Origin of the sequence: Luteibacter anthropi (assembly GCF_023699965.1) — a bacterium.
GTDB classification, from domain to species: Bacteria; Pseudomonadota; Gammaproteobacteria; order Xanthomonadales; family Rhodanobacteraceae; genus Luteibacter; species Luteibacter anthropi.
The window spans coordinates 530,472-552,472 of the sequence record NZ_CP077072.1; the positions used below are offsets into that span (position 1 = coordinate 530,472).

Annotated in this window: 10 protein-coding genes; 2 read left to right on the plus strand and 8 right to left on the minus strand. The window is 63.2% G+C overall.

The genetic code is table 11. The features are described 5' to 3' along the window. Positions 1-5: 5 nt before the first annotated feature. Genes KR767_RS02470 through KR767_RS02480 form a run of 3 tightly spaced genes read right to left on the minus strand, consistent with a single transcriptional unit; the run spans position 6 to position 6,699 of the window. Complete coding sequence (locus tag KR767_RS02470) at positions 6-1,439, minus strand: glycoside hydrolase family 125 protein (RefSeq protein ID WP_425602717.1); 1,434 nt, start codon at positions 1,437-1,439, stop codon at positions 6-8. Next, positions 1,436-4,060 carry a beta-mannosidase gene (locus tag KR767_RS02475; protein ID WP_250877979.1) on the minus strand — a complete coding sequence of 875 codons (2,625 nt, stop codon included), beginning with the start codon at positions 4,058-4,060 and terminating at the stop codon, positions 1,436-1,438. The genes KR767_RS02470 and KR767_RS02475 overlap by 4 nt, the downstream gene beginning before the upstream one ends. After that, positions 4,060-6,699 (minus strand): TonB-dependent receptor, encoded by a 2,640-nt coding sequence (locus tag KR767_RS02480; RefSeq protein ID WP_425602764.1) that lies wholly within the window; start codon positions 6,697-6,699, stop codon positions 4,060-4,062. The genes KR767_RS02475 and KR767_RS02480 overlap by 1 nt, the downstream gene beginning before the upstream one ends. Positions 6,700-7,487: 788 nt before the next feature. On the opposite strand from KR767_RS02480, the gene KR767_RS02485 reads away from it, so the two are divergent. After that, on the plus strand, positions 7,488-9,200 hold the full coding sequence (locus KR767_RS02485) for a DUF3300 domain-containing protein (protein WP_250877981.1): 1,713 nt from the start codon (positions 7,488-7,490) through the stop codon (positions 9,198-9,200). 106 nt (positions 9,201-9,306) lie between these two features. On the opposite strand, the gene KR767_RS02490 is transcribed toward KR767_RS02485, so the two are convergent. Both KR767_RS02490 and KR767_RS02495 read right to left on the minus strand, forming a co-directional pair. After that, positions 9,307-9,606: a hypothetical protein gene (locus KR767_RS02490; RefSeq protein WP_250877982.1), complete on the minus strand. Its 300-nt coding sequence runs from the start codon at positions 9,604-9,606 to the stop codon at positions 9,307-9,309. Further along, positions 9,596-9,886: a hypothetical protein gene (locus KR767_RS02495; protein ID WP_250877983.1), complete on the minus strand. Its 291-nt coding sequence runs from the start codon at positions 9,884-9,886 to the stop codon at positions 9,596-9,598. Before KR767_RS02495 ends, KR767_RS02490 begins: the two co-directional genes overlap by 11 nt. 898 nt (positions 9,887-10,784) lie before the next feature. Between KR767_RS02495 and KR767_RS02500 the strand changes: the two genes are divergently transcribed. Then, the gene (locus KR767_RS02500; protein ID WP_250877984.1) at positions 10,785-15,962 is read left to right on the plus strand and encodes an RHS repeat-associated core domain-containing protein; all 5,178 of its coding nucleotides are present in this window, start codon (positions 10,785-10,787) and stop codon (positions 15,960-15,962) included. Positions 15,963-16,277: 315 nt separating this feature from the next. Here the strand turns inward: KR767_RS02500 and zwf are convergent, their stop codons facing one another. From zwf to ybaL, 3 genes are all read right to left on the minus strand, one after another. Then, positions 16,278-18,071, minus strand: coding sequence for a glucose-6-phosphate dehydrogenase (gene zwf, locus KR767_RS02505; protein WP_250877985.1), 1,794 nt, complete (start codon positions 18,069-18,071; stop codon positions 16,278-16,280). Continuing rightward, on the minus strand, positions 18,068-19,894 hold the full coding sequence (locus KR767_RS02510; RefSeq protein WP_250877986.1) for a glycoside hydrolase family 15 protein: 1,827 nt from the start codon (positions 19,892-19,894) through the stop codon (positions 18,068-18,070). The genes zwf and KR767_RS02510 overlap by 4 nt, the downstream gene beginning before the upstream one ends. A 158-nt stretch (positions 19,895-20,052) precedes the next feature. Continuing rightward, positions 20,053-21,708 (minus strand): YbaL family putative K(+) efflux transporter, encoded by a 1,656-nt coding sequence (ybaL, locus tag KR767_RS02515; RefSeq protein ID WP_250877987.1) that lies wholly within the window; start codon positions 21,706-21,708, stop codon positions 20,053-20,055. Positions 21,709-22,001: the final 293 nt, after the last annotated feature.

Genomic DNA, 22,001 nt, shown 5'->3' on the forward strand with positions numbered 1-22,001 from the left:
GCGCGTCAGACGCGCCGCAGTGAATCGGGGGTCGTGCCGGCAAGATGCACGATGAGTTCGCCAAACAGCGTGTTGGCCCAGGCAAACCAGCTGCGCGTATACGTCGCCGGGTCGTCCTGGTCGAAAGCCTCGTGCATGAAGCCCGTGCCTGCGTGCGTGGTCTTCAGCCAGGTGAGGCACTGGCGGATTTCGGCCACGTCGTCGGTGGTGAAGGCCTTCATCATGATCGACATCGGCCAGATCATGCGCAGGCCCTCATGCGGGCCACCGATACCTTCGGCGGCCTTGCCCTTGAAGAAGTACGGGTTGTGCGTGCTCCACACCTGGGCACGCGTACGCGCGTAGCGGGCATCGCGCGGCGTGCATTCCAGGTACGGCAATGCCAGCAGGCTGGGGACGTTGGCATCGTCCATGAAAAGCTGCTGCCCGTAGCCGTCCACTTCGTAGGCCCAGTAGTCGCCCTGCTCGCCCTTGACCACGCCGTACTGTTCGATGGCGTTCGCCACTTCGTCGGCCAAGGCATTGCACTCGGCCGCGAACGTGGTGTCGCCATACAGGCTCGCGTGCATCTGCGCGAGACGGCGCAGGGTGATCACGGCGAACAGGTTGCCGGGGATATTGAACGGGTACAGCGTCGCGTCGTCCGAAGGACGGAACATCTGGTGGATCATGCCCACCGGACGGGTGGGATTGCCGTAGCCCTTGAGGAACTGGCTTTCGCTGGGGTGCGGCGACTGGCGCTGGAAATGATACGGACCCGGGCCATCCTTGCGCTGCTGTTCGCGGAAGGTGCGCACGATCAACTTCGACGCCTCGCGCCAGCTGTCGTCGAACGGCTCGCGGTCACCCGTGGTCTGCCAGTAGCCGTGCGCCAGGCGCACGGGATAGCACAGCGAATCGATTTCCCATTTGCGCTCGGCCACGCCCGGACGCATGTCCGTGTCGTCGGCCTGCGCCCAGTCGAGCGTGCTCTTGGCCTTCGGATCGGGCAGGAAGGCGTTGGCGTAGGGGTCGATGGAAATACAGCGCGACTGGCGACGGATCAGGCCGCGGAACAGCTTGCGCAGGGCTTCGTCCTTCGCAGCCAGCGGCAGGTACGGCCAGACCTGGGCGGACGAATCGCGCAGCCACATCGCATCGATGTCGCCGGTAACGACGAAGGTATCTTCGAAGCCGTCCAGGCGACCGACCTCGACCGTGGTGTCCAGGGTATTCGGGAAGCAGTTCTCGAACAGCCACGCCAGCTCAGGATCGGCGATCTTCTTCTTCGCGGCGACGATCAATGCCTCGACGGCCGGGCTCGTGAACTTGCGACGCTCCACCGGGGGGCGCTTGCTCACGAAGCGCGGCGCGGCGAAGGCCGTACCGACGCCGCCGGCCACGGCAAGACCGGGAGCCAGCGACAGCCACTTGAGCAGGTTACGACGGCTTGGATTCAAGGCATGTTCTCCTTCAGGGCATCGACCAGCGACATGACCGAGAGGGCATGGCGCAGGGTGGCGGCATCGACCTTGCCATCGACGGCGATCTCGCGGCTTTCGCCGGGCAGCAGGTCAAATGCATTGTCGGCAAGTCGCACGTCGGTGTCTGCGGTATCGATCCAGACGGCACGGGCCAGGCGCTTCGCCTTGACCGTAACCACCAGACCCTGACCGGCCTCGCGCACGTCCCATTGCAGTTCCGGCTTCGGCAGCGCCAGGTCGCGCGCCGCGCCGAAGTAAAGCAGGTGACGTGTTACCGGCGCGCCCTGTTCCACCAGCTCGAAGGACACCACGGTGTGTTTCGGATCGGCGCCCTTGAGCAGCGCGGCGTCATCGAGCTTCAGCACGGAGGTGCTGGACAGCGCCGGCGCATGCACGGGCTGGCTGGATTCGCGCAACAACTTGCCACCCATGTCGTAGACGCGCACGCGCAGGCTGGCATCGAAAGCGCTGGTGCGATCGGAGACCGCGAACACCTCGGTCACGCCGTTACGGCGCAGCGGCACCACGTCCACCGGCGCATAGAAGCGCTTCGCATGGAATTGCAGGGCCTTCCAGCGGTTGAAGTAATCGACCGAGGCCCAGGACGCGCCCGGCCACACATCGTTGAGCTGCCAGTACAACGAGCCCATGCTGCGCGGACGTGCGCTGCGCAGGTGCTCGGCGGCCAGCTCGATGCCTTCGGCCTGCATCACCTGGCTCAGGTACACGAACGACGGAAAATCCTTCGGCTCGCCGTATTCCTGGCGGATGTACAGCAGCAGGCGCTGGTTGCCGTCGCCGTTGGCGAATTTCTGGTGCGCACGCATCACCTTCGATTCCGGCTGCATGTCTTCCGGTTTCGCGAAGGCCTTGATCGTGGCCATCACCGGGAAGGACTGCAGGCCGTACTCCGACTGGAAGCGCGGCGTAATGTCGAGATAGTGAGAGATGGGCTCGGAACCCGACCAGACCTTCCAGTAATGGAAATCGCCGTCGTTCTCGACGTTGGCCGGACCATCGAAATCGGTGCTGGGCGAGCTGGCCCAGTACGGCACCTGCGGCGAGAGATCCTTCACCACCTTGCGCAGGGTCTTGTCGAAGATGTCGCGCATGCCGTCGTCGATGCGCCTGACCTCGTCGGCATTGACGAACTTGCGGAAGTCCTGGCGATCCGGCCAGTCGTCCCAGCCAGTCTGCACTTCGTTGTTGCCGGCCCACAGCACGATCGACGGGTGATCGCGCAGGCGGGTGACCTGCTCCACGGCCTCGATGCGGGTGCTCTCGCGGAAATCGGCGTCGTACGGTGTGATGGCACCGCCGAACATGAAGTCCTGCCAGATCATCAGGCCCATGCGGTCGGCCAGGGTGTAGAACGCGTCGTCCTGATAGGTGCCGCCGCCCCACATACGCAGCATGTTCATGTTGGCGTCGTGTGCCGAACGCAGGATGGCCTCCATCCGCTCAGGCGTGACGCGCGAGGGGAAGCTGTCGAACGGGATAAGGTTGGCGCCCTTGGCAAAGATGGGCACGCCGTTGACCACGAAGGCGAAGCCACGGCCCCATTGATCCTTCTCGCGACGCAGCTCGACACTGCGCAGGCCGGTCTCGCGATCGGTGCTGGCCAGCGTAGCGCCGTCGCTGGCGACCTCGGCATGGAACGTATAGAGACTGGGCTCACCGTAGCCCACCGGCCACCAGCGCTGCGGATGGGCAATGGCCACCGGCAACGCCACGTGATTCTCGCCCTTGGCAAGGGTCACGGTGCGCTCTTCGTGGCCGTGGCTGCCGTCGGGCGCTTTCCAGTCGACCTTGAGCATCACGGGGCCGGCCTTGTCGCTGCGCACGTCGAACTGTGCGTCGAGCTGGGCGTTGTCGGCATCCACATGCTGCTGGGCCACGTGGAAATCGGCCAGGCGCAGGGTGTCCCAGGTTTCCAGGCGCACCGGGCGCCAGATGCCGGCGGTGACGTAGCGCGGACCCCAGTCCCAGCCGTACTGGTAGTTGGCCTTGCGCACGTAATTGGAGGTCTGCTTGCCCTTGGGTTCGTCGCCGAAGGCGGAATCGAACTCGCCCGGCAACGAATACGGCTGTTTCATCAACCAGGGAAGCAGACGCGAAATGGGGGACTGGAAATGCACTTCCAGGGTATTGCTGCCCTTGTGCAGGGTGTCCTTCACCGGCAGGCGCCACTGGCGGAACATGTTGTCCGCCGCGACCAGCTTCTTACCGTTGAGATTAACCTCAGCAAAGGTATCCAGACCGTCGAAAACGAGATCGACGTGACCGCGTGCCAGGGTGGCCGCGTCCACGTCGATCTCGAGTCGATAATCCCAGTTGGCGAGGCCGATCCATTGCAGGCCGGCCTCGTTGTCACGCCAGAACGGATCCTCGATCCGTCCCAGCGCCAACAGGTCTGTCTGGACGGCACCCGGCACGTGGGCCGGCTGCCAGTCCTTCAGGTTTGCATGCGCGTCGGCTTCCGCCCCTTGGGCAAGGCGGAAGCGCCAGCCAGCGGAGAGGTCTCTCTCCGCCGGCACGGTGGCACTGGCCGCTCCGGCGGCCAGCCAGAACGCCAGGGCCAACGACGCGCGGCGCATCACAGCTTCAAGCCCAGCGACACCGTGTAGGTACGACCGTTCTTGTACGCATTGAGCGGCTCCGAAGGCGTGTTGTCATACTGGTAGTAGGTCTCGTCGAGCAGGTTGGTGGCATCCAGCGACACACGCATGTGGTCGTTGATCTGGTAGCCGACCGAGGCATCCAGTTCACGGAAGATGCCCGTGATCTGCTGCGACTGCAACTGTGCGATCGAGGTGAAGTACGACGAACGCCAGCTGTAGGTCACGCGAGCGCTCCACGGACCCTGCTCGAAGAACGGCGACAGGTTGAAGGAGTTCTTCGAGTTGTACGGCAGCGGGAAGTCGTTGCTGGTGTCCACATCCGAGTACGTGTAGTTGGCAAGCATGCCGAAACCGTACTTGAAGTTCTGCTGATAGGTCAGCGACACGCCCTTGACCTTGGCAACACCGGCATTGATCGGCACCTGCATCTGGTACACGGCGTTCTGCTGGGTCGTCAGGTTGAACTGCGTCTGCTCGACGTTGGTGTTGAGGATGTAACCCGAGATGCGGCGATAGAACAATTCGGCCGACAGCAGGCTGTTCTCCGAGAAGTACCACTCGGCCGAGAAGTCGTAGTTGGTCGACTTGTACGGCTTGAGGTTGATGTTGCCGCTCGAACCGGTAAGGGTTCGGTCGTCCAGCGCCACGTACGGGGTCATCTGCTGGTAGCGCGGACGGGCGATCGTCTTCGCAGCGCCGAAACGCAGGGTGACGTTCTCGGCCGCGTCGTAGGCGATGTTCAGCGACGGCAGCCAGTCGTGGTAGCTGCTGCGCTTGTTCACCGGTGCGTACTGGTTGTTGCCGATGTTGGAATAGCCGTTGACCGTGTCACGGGTGCGGAAGTAGCGCACGCCGAGGTTACCGCGGTAGTCGTCGCCCGAGAAATCACCCTGCAGGTAGAACGCGCGATTCTGCTCGGCGATGCTGTACGTCGCCTTCGGATCGAGCGAATAGCCATACTTGTCCTTCAGCGCGTTCACATAGTTCTTCAGACCGCTCTTGCTGATGGTCGTCCAGTCACCCATGTTGCCGGCAGGCGAGAGGCCATCGAGGAAACCGCTGGGGGTACCACCGCCGGCAATGCTGGACAGCGGCATGCCCGAGGCGGCAAGCACGTCGTTCGGGAAGTTCGACGAATACGCATCCTGGCCATCGAGATGGTTGGTGGCCTTGATGCCGGTTTCGATCTGGTTGAACGGCCCCCAGCTGACGTCGTGCGCGAAGTCGGCCTGGAAGTAACGCTCGCGGTCGTAGCTGGGCGCATGGCTGTAGCCTGCACCATTGATCAGCGACTGGTTCGGGTTGTCGCCGTTGTTGAAGTTGATCTGCGGATGCTGGCCGTCGAGGTTATAGGTGTAACCGCCGAGGCTCTTGAACTGGGCGTTGTAGATGCCTGCCGAACCACCCGTGGAACCGGTGTAGCCGATCTGGCTCGATGCCGTCCAGCCGTCGCCGTACCAGTCGGCGCGCAGCTGCGCGGTACCGGTGTTGACGGTGGATTCGCGCTCGTAGCCGTCGAGGTAGGTGGCGGCGTTCGGGCCGTAGGTGCCCGAGGTGGCCACGCCATTGTCGAAGCCGAGCTGGGTGGCGTCCTTGGCCGAACCGGACCATTCGCCGTAGTGGCTCTGGTTGAAGTTGTTGAACTTCTCGGTGACGTACAGGCCGGTGAAGTTCAGCTCGAAGCCGTCGTTCGGCTTCCACTGCACGCCGGTGGACACGCCGTCACGCTTGCGTTCCTGCTGGAACCACGCGGTGTTGACGGCCGTCGGGTAAACGCCCTGCTGGTTCTTCGGCACCACGGCCGGATCGAACTGGTGGCTTGCGTTGGTGTCGGTCGGGTCATTGACACGCTGGTAACCGAACACTTCGGTGCCCTGGCGATCGATGATGCGATCGGAGTGCATCACCGAACCCAGGATGCCGAAGGTGTTGTCCTGGTTCTTCCAGCTGTACATCACCGAGGCGTTCGGCTTGCCGCGGTCGGCGCGGTCGTTGTAGCTGTAGCTGACGTTGCCGGTAAGGGTGTTGGCCTTCAGGTCGAGCGGGCGACGGGTGTTCACGATGACCGTGCCGCCGATGCTGCCTTCGTCGATGTTCGCCTGCGGGGTCTTGTAGACCTGGGCGTTACCGATGATTTCCGAGGTGAGCAGGCTGTAGTCGAACGAGCGGCTGTCCGGGTTGTTCGGATCGGACGTCCAGTTCGTCGAGGCCAGGGTCTGGCCGTTGAGCAGCAGGCGGTTAAGCGCCGGGTCGGTACCCAGGATGCTGACCTTGTCGCCTTCGCCGAAATTGCGGTCGACGCTGATGCCCGGAAGGTGCGACAGCGACTCGGCCACGTTGGTGTCCGGGAACTTGCCCACGTCTTCGGCCGAGATGGCATCGACGATGGAGTCGGAGTTGCGCTTCAGGTCCAGCGACTTCTGCAGGCTGGCACGGATACCGGTGACGGTGATGCCGTTGAGGTTGGCGGCATCCTGCGCGGATGCCGAACCCGGCGCGCCGGCGGTCGGGTCTTCGTTCTTCTTGGCAGCGGCGGTCTTGGCGGGCGGGGTCGTCGTGCTTGCGTCCTGCGCCATCACGCTACCCGTGGCGAACAGCCCGGCCATGATGGCCATGCTCAGTGCGCTGATACGGTGGTTCACATCGATCTCCTGGAGATTGAATCGGATAGCCGGAACAAGCCGCTCGCGCGCACTGGTTGCCTTAGCCCCGCTGGTTTGTTTTCGCGAAGCGAACGCCACCGCGCTGGCTTGCGCCAGCGTTCCGAAGACGTTCGATCCCTTGAATGTTCCGTGCCCTGTTCGTTGTCGCCGCGGCCAAACGTGGGGAGAGCAACCGGCGGCGTTAACCCAGTGTCGTTGCACCGGTGTTACGAGGCGGATTCTTGGGTGGGCTGACAACGTTGTCAACCAATTTTTTAACTCGATCCAAGGATGACAAGTTAGCATCAACGTATTGATTTATATAACTTTGATGAAAATACCAAAATAGTGCAGTGCGGAAATTCTCAGGAGCAATTTGGATCGATCCATCTTTAGTCAATACGCTGGATATATATTTTCAACTTATTGGTTTTCATTGTTTTTATTTTCATCCACGAACAGAGGTGACCGGAACCGGCTTTGGATACCCTTGCTTGCTGCACTGCAGCGTAAAAACATCCCCAAATCCGGCAATTCGCCCACGCTGCGTCCAACACTCTTCTAACGCAGGGCGCCGTCGTCCCCCCGCAGGTTCCCGCGAAGTCCGACGCGTAGCTAAATGCCCCTGCAGATTCGCAAGTGATTACGGCAGCAGACAGCGCGCAGTCACGCAGTAAAACGGAATCTGGCGCCATGTTGGATCGATCCCCGATCCGGGACTAAAAGCCACCATGAAACGAAGCACGAGGGATGTCTTCCTGATGTCTGCCCTGTCGGTCGCGACGATCGGTTTTCTTGCCGGTTGCCAGCGCCAGGCCCCTCCCGACGAGGCGGCGCAACCGGCGCCCGCACCGGGCGCGAGCGCCCCCCAGGTATCGCAGCAGGCGGTCTACCAGCCGCCCACGGCCGAGCAGCTCTATGCACTGGTGTCGCCGATCGCGCTGTTCCCCGACAAGCTCGTGGCGCTGACGCTCGCTGCGTCCACCCACCAGGACGATGTGAACCAGGCGCGCAGCTTCCTCGAAGGCAACCGCAACCTCACCGGCGCGGCCCTCATCGATGCCGCCGACGCCCAGCCGTGGGACCCCAGCGTGAAAGCCCTCGTGGCCTTCCCCGCCGTGGTGGACCAGCTCGCCACAAACGCCGACTGGACTGCCGCCCTCGGCGCGGCCTACGCGGCGGAACCCACCGACGTGATGAACGCCATCCAGGTGATGCGCCAGCGCGCCCGCGCGCATGGCTCGCTGAAGGATTCAGCACAGCAGAAGGTACAGGTAGTGGAAACCGCGCCCGCGCCAGCCGCCGTGGAAGAACGGCGCATCGTCGAGGCCCCGGCCGAGACCATCGAGATCGAGCCCTCGCAATCCGACGTGGTGTACGTGCCGCAGTACGACCCCGATGTGGTCTACGGCGAGCCGGTGTATTCCACGGTGTATTCCGAGCGCTGGTATTCGCCGCCGATCAGCCGTGGCGACCTGGTGGCCACCGGGCTGGTCTCGTTCGGCGTCGGCGTGCTCGTGGGCGAACTGTTCGCGCACGGGCACCACGATCATCCGTGGGGCTGGAATGCGTGGAATACCTCGTGGGGTGGTCCCCGCGGCGGTGGCGGTTTCTCGCGGCCGGCCGTGGTCTACGACAACCATCCGTATGTCGTGAACCGGAACACGGTGATCAACAACTATACGAACGTCAATCGTTCGGTGCACATCGACAACCGCCACAACTTCGGCAACGTCAACAACATCAATAACTCGGTCAACAATTCAGTCAACAACAACACGACCAACAACATCCACAATCATTTCAACAACGGGCAGCCCGCCGCAGGCGCACCGGCCGCCGGCGCCGCCGACTTCGCGCACATGCAGCGCCCGAACTTCAGCCCGCAGATGATGCGCGCCACGGCACCCAACGAGCACCCCAACCTGCCGCAGGCGCAGACGCGCCCTGGCGTGGAAGGTTTCCAGCGCAATGCGGCGGCCCCCGGCGCCGGTCCGCAGCCTCCGCAGGCCGCGCCAGGCCAGCCGCATACGCCCAACGCAATGTTCCGCAACGACCGTGTCGAGCGCCCGACGGCACCGCAGGCAGCGCACGTCGCCCCCCGGATGGACATGGCCACCCCGCCGCACCCGCAGCAGCAGGCGCCACACAACGAAGCCCGCGTACCACCGGCCAATGAACCCTCGCGGCCGGAGCCCAGGAACGAAGGCCCGCGCCCGGAACAGCGCTTCGAGCAACATAGGCAACAGCAACAGCAACAACAGCAGCAACAACAGCAGCAACGCGCCGAGCAACAACGTGCTGAACAGCAGCAACGTTTCGAGCAGCAGCGCATGGAGCAGCGCCCGCAGCCCCAACGCCAGGAGCCACCGCGCCAGGAGCCCAGAAACCAGCCCCGCCCGGAACAGCGCCCGCAGGAACACCACGACGAAAAGAAGCCGCCGGAACACGAACACGACAAGCACGACAACTGATCGCCACACTGCCTAAAGTCCTCCTGTAGGAGCGCGCCTGCGCGCGACCATTCATGGCGCAACCCATCATCGCCGCCGTTCCACCGGTCGCGCGCAAGGCGCGCTCCTACACTTTCCACCGCGACAACACCCAGAACGCTACAGCACCCGACGTTGCCAATCCCATCCCCGTCATCGCCAGCCGAAACAACACAAACGTCGTCTCATCCTTTGGATGAATCCACACCTGGATCATCAACTGATCCATCGCCAGCAAGGCCACGATCGCGCTGCCGAAGGCCGCCACCGCGAATCCGCGCGCACCGCGCATGGCGATGGTCATACCCTCGCGGCGATCCATGAATACCAGTACGTTAATCACCATCAAGCCCAGCGCCATCGTGATCTGCGCGATCTCAATCCCCATGGCGCACCTCCTCCGTGTCCGGAAGCAACGGTGACTCGAACATCACCTGCACATGCGCGCGCTGCACACAGTGCTGACCGACGGCCACCAGCGCCGCCACACCGCCGATCGCCAGCGACAGGTCGCGATGGTCTGCATCGTCTGCCTCTTCATGCGCTACTTCGGCCAGCAACCGCGCGGTGCCCTGCGCATACGCCAGCCACTCCGTCGCTTCATTGAGCAAGCGCTCGGTGGACGCATCGTCGTCCTCCAGAATCCAGTGTTCGTTGATGTCCTTCATGTACGACTCCATGGGTCAGCGCCGCCCTCCCATCCCAGGTGTGGCACGCCATGGACTCCATGAACGTGCCACGGGTTAACGCAACGTCAGGTTGACGTTTTACTGCGCATCGCTCCGGGACGATGAGGCTCTCCGGCGTGTCCGTGAGCGGACGCCGGGCGGCGTGATTGTCGAAGTGGATGCGGCGTCAGCGGGCCATCACCGGGCAGCCGGCAACGCGCCGGATGTGTACGGCAAGGCCAAAGCGCTAGAGGCGCGGCGAACGCCGCGGTTCGTCAACCGCGTTCGGGCAGGGCCGGAACGGCCCGGGCACCGGAGGGTGGGCCACCGCGGAGAAGCGGCGGGCGGACGAGTGACGTAGAATGGCAGATAGCCATGGACGACTCCTTGCTAGTTCGTGCTAGTTGAGGATGACTCGGTGGTTAGCGTGTCATCGGGGACGGCAATCCCCGATGGCATGCGCCCCCACCGCCTTGGAGCGAAGGCTGCCTGCGAATACGAGTGAACCGACAGCGCAGTCAGCGGTGACAACGTAGCAAAACAACACAGAATTGTCTGTAGGCGCCGCCCGCGTGTTGCCGTCGTGAGGCCACCGCGCGACCACCTGCTTGTGTAGGAGCGCGCCTTGCGCGCGACCGGTTTTTGCGATCACGCCTCACGCTCATCGTTCGCGATCATCTTCATTCCTTCGCTTCGTTCGGTCGCGCGCAAGGCGCGCTCCTACACAAGCAGGAATTTCGCGCAGAAACCGATACCTCGCATCCTCCCGGCCGTTTCTGTCTATTCGCGCCTACAACGGACGCCCTATATCGTCCCCCCATCCCACGGTTCACGCTGCTAGCCAGCGCGTCGACGCGCGCCTCCCGAACCCCACATCCGCACCGCACAGGAGAGCGACATGGACCACAATGCGATGGGCACGGACCCCTGCGATAGCCAGAACGACGCCATCTTCAACACCACGACGCAGAAGCGCACGCATGTCGACCCACGGACGGGCTTGTTCGAGGCACTGGTGCCACTGCCCAAAATCACCGGCAACGCCGGACAGGGCCCGGTCATGGACCTGAGCCTGTACTACTCCCCTGTGGTGAACAACATGGCCGCCCTCGGCGATGGCTGGTCATTTGCCGTTACCACCTGGTACGAGAAGAACGACGACCTCACCCTGCATACCGGTGAGGTGATCGACGTCAAGAAGGGTGCAACCTTCAAGAACGCCGCCGTGAAAATCACCTGGACGGACAACAACACGACCATGACGGTCGAACGCACCGACGGCCGCGTGGAGACCCTCAAGAAGCAGGGCAGCAGTCAGATCTGGGTACCGGTGAAATTTACGACCGACGGCTACCGTTACCTGAATCTCACCTGGGTCGCCGTCGCACAAACAGTGGCCGGCAACACGCAATACCAGATCCGCCTCACCGCCATCAACGACGATGGCGCCACCGACGCGTCAGGCAAGAAGGCAGCGGCACGACGCCTGCTCACGATCAACTACCGCGCCAGCGCCACCGGGCCAGCCGATGACCAGGTCGCCGCCCCCACGGATATCCGCCTGAATTTCTGGCCCGGCACCACCGAGGCCATGACCTACACGCTTAACCTGAACGCCCAGTACGCGCTTACCTCCATCGAACCGCCGGAGTATGGCCTCTGGAAAGCCGAACAGGACAGGGCAAAGAAACCGGTAGGCGCCGCCGATGGACCGAAGGCCCGTTTTGCCTATCAAGAGCATGCCACCTGCGGCTGGTTGCTCAACGACATCGTGACCTTCGAAGGCCTGCGGCAATCCGTGACCTACGCGGATAACGGGCTGAAGTTCCCGGGCAACGAGAAACTCTCCGCCCTGCCGTGCGTTGCCCGCCACACCATCACACCTCGTGGTGAGGGCGACGCCACGACGGCGGATTACAGCTACTTCTGGCAAGACGATGACAAGCGCTACAAGCTAACTGGGTCATGGATGCCCAATGGCTACCAGACGGAAATCGTGCAGGGCAACAGAAAGACAATTCATGTCTACACATCAAGCCATGCAGAGTCGGAGGAAATCACGGTCACCGATGAGAAGACCATTACCATCTCGCATCCGTCTCATGAGTTACTCACCCCAGAGAGAAAATCATCAACTAGCTTAAAAACATACAAACACATACGAAAGGAAGCTGCTGAAAACTACGTAAAAGCAAAAACCGACAAGGAGAAATCCAAGGCATTAGCTGACGAGAAAATGACGCGTGCATCCATCTCGTACATCCGCTTTGAAGACGGAAGATCACCATTAAAAATGGATGTATCGTCACGAACAGCTTATGCCTATGCATCCTCCAACCCTGAGTTTGACGATACCAATCCCACGAAAGAAATAGGCGTGTTCGCGACGCTCACAAAGAATGACTTCATTTCGCTTTATTTTGGAGAAATGATTTCGGAAGCAGGTTCATCGTTGCATCCGAATTTCTTCTCCAAGCCAGGCGAACAAGACGACCCATCCTCACTGCAGGCAGGCATGGTCATTCCACCGACGCTCGCACAAGGATCTATCGAAACGATCGACAATCGCCAGACCATCGTAGCGATGATCGAAGAAGATGAATCATGCATCACCTATTGGAAGGACTATAACTATCACAACATCACCGGATTGAACCGAAAGAAAATAGAAACCACCAAACAAGCCTGCGGACCGATGCTCGACGCCACGCTCATCCAGAAAACTACATGGTGGGAGGACGACGACTTCCGGAAGGGCCTGAAGAAAAGCATCACTCAAGGCAACAACGATGCAGACGATGATGGTAACGAAAATATCGTCGCCGGCACCGGAACGTCTCTGGCATTCGCCTACGAACTCAACGACGACCAGACCGAGCTGACCACGACGACGACGGAAACGCGCAGCGGAATCTCTCGCACCACCAGAGAAACCGTCAGCACGCTCAGCGGCCGACTCATCGAACAGCTCGATGCCGATAACAACAAGGCAACCTATGCCTACGATGCCCATGGCCGGCTCGTCACCCACGTCGTCTGCGCACAGAGCCCCACCTACGCAGAAACCACCACCTTTGCCTACCCGTCGCCAGGCCGCGTTGAAATCACCGATCCCGACGGCCAGAAGCACGCCAGCGAACACGATGGCGGCGACCAGCCCATCCTTGAACAGGTATGGCACGCCGACACCTCGGCGTGGCGCAACGTCAAGACCATCACGTACGACGCGCTCGGGCGCGAATCTGTCGTCAGGGAATTCGACTATCTGGCCGACGGCACCGCTCTGGAGAGCACCTGCACGACCGAGTACGACGACTGGGGTGAGGCCTGCCACCATACCTACAGCGATGGTCGCAAGGAGTTTAACGAATACGACCCCATCGACCGCGTCCGCGAGGAATGGTCAGGCACCGCCAGCGACAAACAACGCAAGCGCACCACCTATAACCTCAACGGCTCGGTGGCCAAGGTCGAATCCGTCGACACCAACGGTGATGTCACATGCACCGATACGTATGCCTATCGTGCGAACGGCTGGCTCCTGGGGCTGTCCCGTGTGACGCCTCACGGCACGCATACCACCACCTATGGCTACGACGCCATCGGCCGGGTGACCAGAGAAGCCCACGACGAGGATGGCAGTACCTACGCCTATGACTACGAATACCCCACCGACTGGCTCATCAACGAACCCACCAAACGGACAGTGACCTGGGACAGCACCACCCGCACCCTGGGCGAACGCACCTTCGACGCCTGGGGCCGCTGCACCTCCCTCACCCGTGCCGGGATTACCGAGACCTATACCTACAGCGGCGCCACACCCGTGCCTGCCACCAAGACACATGGCGACGGTACCTCGCTGACCTACACGACCATCCCCGAGATGGGGCATCAGCCGAAGATCGTCACCCAGGGCACGTTATCGCAAGCCTTCAGCTACCTGCACGGCAACACCCGTACCTCCTCGGCCACCGAAGGCGCGGCCAAGGTCGACTGCGAGCACGATATCAACGAACGGGTCACCAAGCAGACGACCACCGTACGCACTGGCGTCACACGCACCGTGGAGCGCAGCTACACCTCGGCTGGACGCCTGCTCTCGGACAACGACGGTGGCGGCAACGCAGCCACCTACACCTACAACACCCAGGGACAGCGCGTGACCACCGTCGCCGGTAATGTCACCACCACGCATGCCTACGATGCCCAGGGGCGCCTGGCAAGCGACACCATCGTCCGTGGCGCCGACACCGTCACCGTCACCTATAGCTACGACAGCGAAGGCAAGGAAACCAGCCGCCGGTTCCAGCAGAGTGGCACCGGCGGGTTTGACTACACGCTGACGCACAGCTACTTCGGCGATGATCGCATCGACAGCGTGGAGTGGAAGGACGGCAGCACCAGCAAGGGCAAGCGCAGCTACACCTACACCGCGTCCGGCTGCATCAAGTCGTGCCGCTATACCGGCGATTGGCAGCCGAAGACCCCCGGTGGCAAGACGATCAGCCAGCAAGACTTCACCGTCGATGGCCTGGGCAACGTCACCGCCTGCACCACCACCTTCGATGGCGGGAGCTGCACCAGCAGCTACACCTATGACGACACCAGTGGTTGCCGGCTCTCAGGCATCACCCATAGCCATGCGGATTATCCGGCCGCCACGACGCCCGTCTACGACAAGAACGGTCGCATCACCAAGGACATCACCGGCAAGACCTACACCTACGACTGGCTGGGCCGGCTGACCCAGGCCGGGTCGCGGTATTACACCTACACCCCGTTAAACGGCCTGTCGGCCACCGGCCAGGGTAACGCCGAGCACCATCTGGTCTACGACGGCACCGACCTGCGCAGTGAGCTGAAGCCAGACAACGATGGTCGCTGGCTGGCGCCCGGCAGCGCAGGGTGCACCGTGCAGACCGTCAAGCGCTCAGGTGTGCTGCGTATCCTGTTCGAGCTGCGCGATATCGACGGCACCGTGCTGCTGACCTTCGATGCCACGGCGAAAACACCGAAGTACCACACCTATACCGCCTGGGGTGCGCACAGCTCCACCGAGACCGATTCATTGCTGGGCTTCAAGGGCGAGTACCGCGATCACCTCAACGACCAGTATCCGCTAGGCTGCGGCTATCGCTCGTACCACCCCGATGGCATGCAGTTCGGCGTACCCGATGACTGGAGCCCCTTCGGGGATGGCGGCCCACAGTCCCACGGCTGCTTCGATGGCGATCCGGCGAACATGGCCGATCCGAGCGGGCACATGGCGGTGGGATCGGGCGCGGTGAACCGCGGGCTTCGCAGGATATGGGGTGACACCCTCCCCGGGCCCTTGGGCATGGGCAAAGGAGGAGGGATCTTCAAAGCAATCATCTGGGGTGCGCTCGGCGTCCTGACTGCCGCCCTGACCGGCGGTGCCTCCCTGTTGATCACCGCCGCCCTGGTCGGGCTGGCGGCCGTCTCTGCCGGACTCGGTATCGCGGCCGCCATCCTTGAGGACAGCAACCCCGAACTGGCAAAGGCCCTCAGCTGGGCATCCCTGGCCACCGGCCTGGCAGGTGGCCTCACCACCCTCGGAAAGAAAGTGGCCCAGTTGGCGCTCAAGCTGGGGCGATCTGGCATTCGAATGGTTAAGGAACTCTTTCAGAAGGGCGCGGCCGCCGGTAGTCGTCTGTTGAATCAGGGAAGAAATACGCTATCTCGCCTGACCGGGCGTGCCCTTGGTTCATCGGGTACCCGTGCCGCGCCCAAAGGCTCCGGTTACGCCGGACGGATGCTGGGCTCGCCCCGTGGGGCCACGCCAAGCGTCGGTGGCGCTATCAAGGACAGGCTGAGGGCACTCACCAACGATGCGTTCTATTCCACATGGACGGAGCATCTGAAGGCTTTCGACCTTGACGACTTCATGACCGTTGTATCGGGCTACGTCGGGCGCAGAAACGCCAAAGGGCTTTCGGAGATCGAGGATGGTTACGTCTCGACGCCTTACGATATGCACAACCTTGCTATGCAATCACCACGCGTGACCGGCTCGTCGTTCCTGGGGAGGCTGTTTAGCATGCGCTTCCGATGAAAATGGGGGGCGGTGGATGACTCTGCCGCCCCTTCTCACCACCTGTCGATACGCGCCGCCCTGTTTGTGTAGGAGCGCGCCTCGCGCGCGACCGAAATCACCGATACCTATCCTGATTGCCGGTGAGAACGGATCGCATCCGCGATGGGTGCCCGCGAAGGTGATGGGTTTCGCTCCGCAGGCATCGTCGACACGGTCGACTCCCACCCCTTCGGTCGTCAGGCCACCGCAATAACCGGTCGCGTGCAAGGCGCGCTCCTACATAAGAAAACGCCCCGTGAGGACGGGGCGTTTTCTTTGCTCGGGACGAGGTACTTACTTGGTGCGTGGGCGCTTTGCCGCGCGTTTCGTGGCAGGGGCCTTGCGTACCGCGGCCTTCTTCACCGCTGCTTTCTTCGCCGCTACCTTTTTTGTAGCGGCCTTCTTCGCAACTGCCACGCGGGACGAAGCTACCGTCTTCTTGGCTGCACGTTTCTTCGTGGCGCGCGGCTTGCTCGCGGCAGGTGTGGGTGCCGCTGGCGTGGCCGATTCTGCTTTCTGTCGCGGCGACTTGCGCCCCGCCGGCTCCGTCGACGAATTCAACGGACGCCATGAACGGCCGCCCATCGCCAGCAACGTATCCGACGATGCCGGACCCGCACTGCCCGAGGCATAGTTCGGGAAATCGGCCGGCGTGCGCTGTGCCCAGTCGTCCAGCACCGGCTGCACGGCGCGCCAGCAGGCTTCCACCATGTCCGCGCGCTGGAACAGCGTGGCATCGCCGGTCATGCAATCGTAGAGCAGCGTTTCGTAACCCACGGCAGGTTCGGCGCGGAACCAGTCGGCGTATTTGAAATCCATGCGCACGGGTGCCAGCTCCACGCGCGGGCCCGGACGCTTCACGTCGAACTGCAACGAGATGCCTTCGTCCGGCTGGATCTGCAACACCAGCCAGTCGGGGCCGAATGCATCCATGCCCGTGCTGCGGAACGGGGCGAACGGCGCCGACTTGAAGCGGATGGCGATCTCGGTGGTGCGGCGACCCATGTGCTTGCCGGTGCGCAGGTAGAACGGCACGCCGGACCAGCGCCAGGTATCGATGGACACCTTCATGGCCACGAAGGTCTCGGTGACCGAGTCCGGCGCCACGTCGGGTTCGTCGCGGTAGGCGCGGGCGAGCTGGCCGTTCACCGCGCCGGGACCGTACTGGCCCCGGATGGCGTCTTCGGGAAGGATCGGACGGATCGCTTCGATGGTTTCGGCCTTGCGCGTGCGCACGGCCTCGGCATCGAAGGAGGTCGGCGGCTCCATCGCCACCATGGCCAGCAGCTGGAACAGGTGATTGGGCACCATGTCGCGCATGGCGCCGGTCTGCTCGTAGAACGAGCCGCGACGCTCCACGCCCACGGTTTCGGCCACGGTGATCTGCACGTGGTCGATGCGATCGCGGTTCCAGATGGGTTCGAACAGGCCGTTCGCAAAACGGAAGGCCATGATGTTCTGCACCGTTTCCTTGCCGAGGAAGTGATCGATGCGGTAGATCTGGTCTTCGCGCAGCACCTTGAGGATGCGCTCGTTCAGGGCACGCGCCGAATCGAGGTCGTGGCCGAAGGGCTTCTCGATGATCACGCGACGCCAGAAGCCGCCTTCGTGGCTTTCGTCTTTCACAAGGTCAGCATCGCGCAGGCGTTCGATCACGTCGCCGAAGAAACGCTCCGGCGTGGCGAGATAGAACAGCACGTTACCCTTGGTACCACGCTTGCGGTCGATCTCGCGCAGGCGCGTGGCGAGGCTCTGGAAGGCCGAGGCATCGTCGAAGTCGCCGGCGTGGTAGGTCATCTGCGCACTGAGCCAGTCCCAGGCGTCTTCGTCGAGCTTGCCGCCGCCGTTGCCGACGTAGCGCTCAAGTGCCGTGTGCAGGTTCTTGCGCCAGGCGTTGTCGCTCATCTTGCCGTGGTTGAAACCGACGACGGCGAAGTTATCCGACAGCAGGCCGGTGCGGCGCATGTTGTACAGCGCGGGCATCACGAGGCGGCTGGTGAGGTCGCCGGCCGCGCCGAAGATCACGACGGTACACGGATCGGCCGGATGAGCCCGCGAGCTGACTCGCTTCGGTTGGGCTTGGCTCATGCACTGACTCCTTGGGGAATGGTGGACTCGGGGGTGGAATGGACATCCGCCGTTGCACTGCTGCCACGCGCCAGGCTATAGGCCGCGTTGACCAGCGCGACATGCGAAAAGGCCTGCGGGAAGTTGCCCAGCAGACGCTTCGAATGCGGATCGTACTCCTCCGCGAGCAATCCGAGGTCGTTCGCAAGGCCGGCCAGCAGTGAAAACAGCTCGCGCGCCTCGTCCATGCGGCCCTGCTGCACGTAGTTTTCCACCAGCCAGAAGCTGCACGGCAGGAACTGGCCCTCGCCCGGCGGCAGGCCGTCCACGCCGCTGCGGGTGTCGTAGCGGAGCACGAAGCCGTCTACCAGAAGATCCTCTTCCACGGCTTTCACCGTGGCGACGATGCGCGGGTCGTCCGGCGGCAGAAAATCGGTGAGGGTGACCAGCAGCAGGCTCGCGTCCATCTCCGTCGAGCCATAGGCCTGGGTAAAGCAGCCGCGTGCCGGATCGATGCCCTTGGCGAGGATATCGGCCTTGATCTCGTCGGCAATGGTCTGCCAGCGCTTCGCGTAGCGCGGATCGCGACCGCTGAAGTCCTGCTCGGCTGCCCGCTGGAAGGCCAGCCATGCCATCACCTTGGAATGCACGAAATGCTGGGATTCGCCGCGGATCTCCCAGATGCCTTCGTCGGGCTGGCGCCAGATGCTGGCCAGGTGATCGAGGAAGACAGCCTGCACCTCGTCAGAATCCGATTCGAACTCCACGCCGTGCTTCACGGCATGCGAGAACGCGCCGACCAGCTCGCCGAAGATATCGAGCTGGAACTGTGCCGAGGCCGCATTGCCAACCCGCACAGGGCGCGAGCCTTCGTAACCTGCAAGCCAGGGCAGTTCGTACTCTTCCAGGCGACGCTCGCCAGCGATGCCGTAGAGCACTTGCAGCTGGTCGGGCGAACCGGCCACCGCGCGGCGTACCCAGTCACGCCAGGCGGATGCTTCCTCGTGATAGCCCGCGTTGACCAGGGCGGACAGCACGAAGGTGGCGTCGCGCGCCCAGCAGTAGCGGTAATCCCAGTTGCGCTCGCCACCCAGCTGCTCGGGCAGCGACGTGGTGGGTGCGGCAACGATGCCGCCGGTGGGCAGGTAGCTCAGGCCTTTAAGCACCACCAGCGAGCGACGCACGATGTCGTTCCACTCACCAACGTCGACGCAGCGGCCGGACCACTCTTCCCAGTAGGTGATGGAGCGTTCCAGGGCCTCCAGCGCATCGGGGGTTTCCGGGGGCGGCAGGTGGGACGGCCCCCAGGCCAGCACGAAGGGCACGCGTTCCCCGGCCGATACGGCGAAGCGGGCGATGCTGTGCATGCCCTCGCCTTCCACCGCCACAGGGCTGCGTACCACGATGAGATCGGGGCCGGCCACGGCGGTGAGGGTCTGGTCATCCACACGGCGTACCCAGGGCACCGCGTTGCCGTAGTCGAAACGCAAGGTAAAGATGGACTGGAAGTCCACCCGGCCTTCGAGACCCTCGACGATGCGGGTCACACCGACCTGATCGCCCGCGAAGGGCATGAAGTCGGTCACCTTCGCCCGGCCGGTGGCCGTCTGCCATTCGGTTTCCAGCACCAGGCTGCCGTCGTTGTACTGGCGGATGCAGGTGGCATCCGGGTCGGAAGGGGCCAGTTTCCAGTAGCCGTTCTGTCTGTCGCCGAGCAGTGCGGCGAAGCAGGCGGCCGAGTCGAATCGCGGCAGGCACAACCAGTCGATCGAGCCGTCGCGGGATACCAGGGCCGCGCTCCGGCAGTTGCCGATCATCGCGTAATCTTCGATCCGGGAAGCCATCGTGTCCTCGTTTTATCGAAAGCCAACCTCTCAAAGTTAGCGATCAGGACGTTAGGACGACGTGTCGACCCCTGTAGGAGCGCGCCTTGCGCGCGACCGTTCGAAGCGATGTGCGTATCGTTTCCAACCGGTCGCGCGCAAGGCGCGCTCCTACAGGGTTAGTGGGAGGATGGGGCGGGCCTGGGGCCCTTGGCCGCCTCGAACATGCTGTGCGCCAGTTCTTCCTCGCCGTACAGCACCTCGCTGGCACCCAGGCCCGAGAGATGGGACACGCATTCCTGCGAGTGGGCGCGGGCGACGATGGGCAGGTCGGGACGCAGCGCACGGGCGGCACGCACGATCTGGCCGCCTTCGAAGGGATCGGGCACCGCCACGATCAGCGCGCGTGCGCCGGACAGGTTGGCTTCGGCCAGCACCGGCGCCGAGGCCGCATTGCCGATGACCACCTGTGCACGCGTGTCGTCGCGCAAGCCGCGCACGGCATCCTCGTCGGTTTCGATGACCAGGATCGGCGTACCGGCAGATGCCAGTTCGGTAAACACGCGGCGCCCCACCCGGCCGAAGCCCACCAGCACGGTGTGCCCCTTTACGTCCGGATGCTCGTCCGGTGCGTCGGCGTCGTTCTTCGCCACCCATTTGTCGAGCGCCACGAACAGCAACGGATTGACCAGGATCGAGACGATGGCCGCTGCCAGCAACACGTCGCGCGCCTGTTCGCTCAGCAGACCCTGCGATACGCCCAGGCTGGCGAGGATGAAGGAGAACTCGCCGATCTGCGCGAGGCTGGTGGCAATGGTGAGCGCGGTCTTCGGCGGACGGCCGAACGCACGCACGATGGCATAGGCCGCGACCGACTTGCCGAAGATGATGATCAGGCAGGCCGCGAGCACAATCCACGGATGCTCGATGAGCACATGCGGGTTGAACAGCATGCCGATGGACACGAAGAACAGCACCGCGAAGGCGTCACGCAACGGTAATGTTTCTTCCGCCGCCTGCTGGGACAGCTTGGACTCGCCCATCATCATGCCGGCGAAGAACGCACCCAGCTCGAAGGACACGTCGAATAGCTTCGCCGCCCCGAAGGCCACCCCCAGTGCGATGGCGAGCACGGCCAGGCGGAACAGTTCACGCGAGCCGGTGGCCGACACGGCCTGCAAGGTCCAGGGGATGAGCCGCTTGCCCACGATGAGCATCACGGCAACGAACAGCACGACCTTGCCGATCGTCCAGGCCACGGTGCCCAGCAGGGCCGCGGTAGTGGGTGCGTCCGCACCGTTCTCCGCGCCAAGGAAACCACCGATGGCCGGCAGCAGCACCAGCGCCAGCACCATCGCAAGGTCTTCCACGATGAGCCAGCCCACGGCGATGCGGCCGCGGTCGGTATCGAGCAGGCGACGTTCCTCCATGGCCCTGAGCAGCACGACGGTGCTGGCCACCGACAGCGCCAGGCCGAAGACGAAGCCCTGGGCCATGGGCCAGCCCAGCGACCAGCCAAGCAGCATGCCCAGGCCGGTGGCGACACCCATCTGCACGGCGGCGCCGGGGATGGAGATGGCCTTGACCGAAAGCAGGTCTTTCAACGAGAAGTGCAGGCCCACGCCGAACATCAGCAGGATGACGCCGAGGTCGGCGAGTTCCTGGGCGATATGGGCATCGGCGACATAGCCGGGAGTGAACGGGCCGGCGACTACGCCGGCCAGCAGGTAGCCGGCCAGCACGGGCAGGCGTAACCGGTTCGCGATGGCACCGAAGAAAAAGGCGAGGACGAGACCACCGACAATGGTGGCAATGAGTGGCGTGGCGTCGTGCATGGGCGGCTCCCTGAGTCGTCGTTGGCCGCCACCGGGAAGTGACGGCATGCACCCTCGTCATCGTCACGTCGGGCAGGCGAACGTATCGATTGGGGCTAACCCCGAAGGTTTGGGGACGGCACGGCTTCGATGCAAGCGTCGCTGACGATTTTTTTCAGGCGTGGCGCGGAGTTGAGAATAACCTCAACACAGAATGACGTACATCAGACCACTACCGGTGGAGATGCAAAAACGACCATCGAAGGAATGTAGGAGCGGGCCTCGCCCGCGACCCCTTTAGGCCATCTACGGCG

Coding starts and splice junctions, on each gene's coding strand:
- KR767_RS02485 (WP_250877981.1), top strand. CDS start 7,488: ATGTCTGCCCTGTCGGTCGCGACGATCGGTTTTCTTGCCGGTTGCCAG.
- KR767_RS02480 (WP_425602764.1), bottom strand. CDS start 6,699: ATGGCCATCATGGCCGGGCTGTTCGCCACGGGTAGCGTGATGGCGCAG.
- ybaL (WP_250877987.1), bottom strand. CDS start 21,708: ATGCACGACGCCACGCCACTCATTGCCACCATTGTCGGTGGTCTCGTC.
- KR767_RS02500 (WP_250877984.1), top strand. CDS start 10,785: ATGGACCACAATGCGATGGGCACGGACCCCTGCGATAGCCAGAACGAC.
- KR767_RS02510 (WP_250877986.1), bottom strand. CDS start 19,894: ATGGCTTCCCGGATCGAAGATTACGCGATGATCGGCAACTGCCGGAGC.
- KR767_RS02495 (WP_250877983.1), bottom strand. CDS start 9,886: ATGAAGGACATCAACGAACACTGGATTCTGGAGGACGACGATGCGTCC.
- zwf (WP_250877985.1), bottom strand. CDS start 18,071: ATGAGCCAAGCCCAACCGAAGCGAGTCAGCTCGCGGGCTCATCCGGCC.
- KR767_RS02490 (WP_250877982.1), bottom strand. CDS start 9,606: ATGGGGATTGAGATCGCGCAGATCACGATGGCGCTGGGCTTGATGGTG.
- KR767_RS02475 (WP_250877979.1), bottom strand. CDS start 4,060: ATGCGCCGCGCGTCGTTGGCCCTGGCGTTCTGGCTGGCCGCCGGAGCG.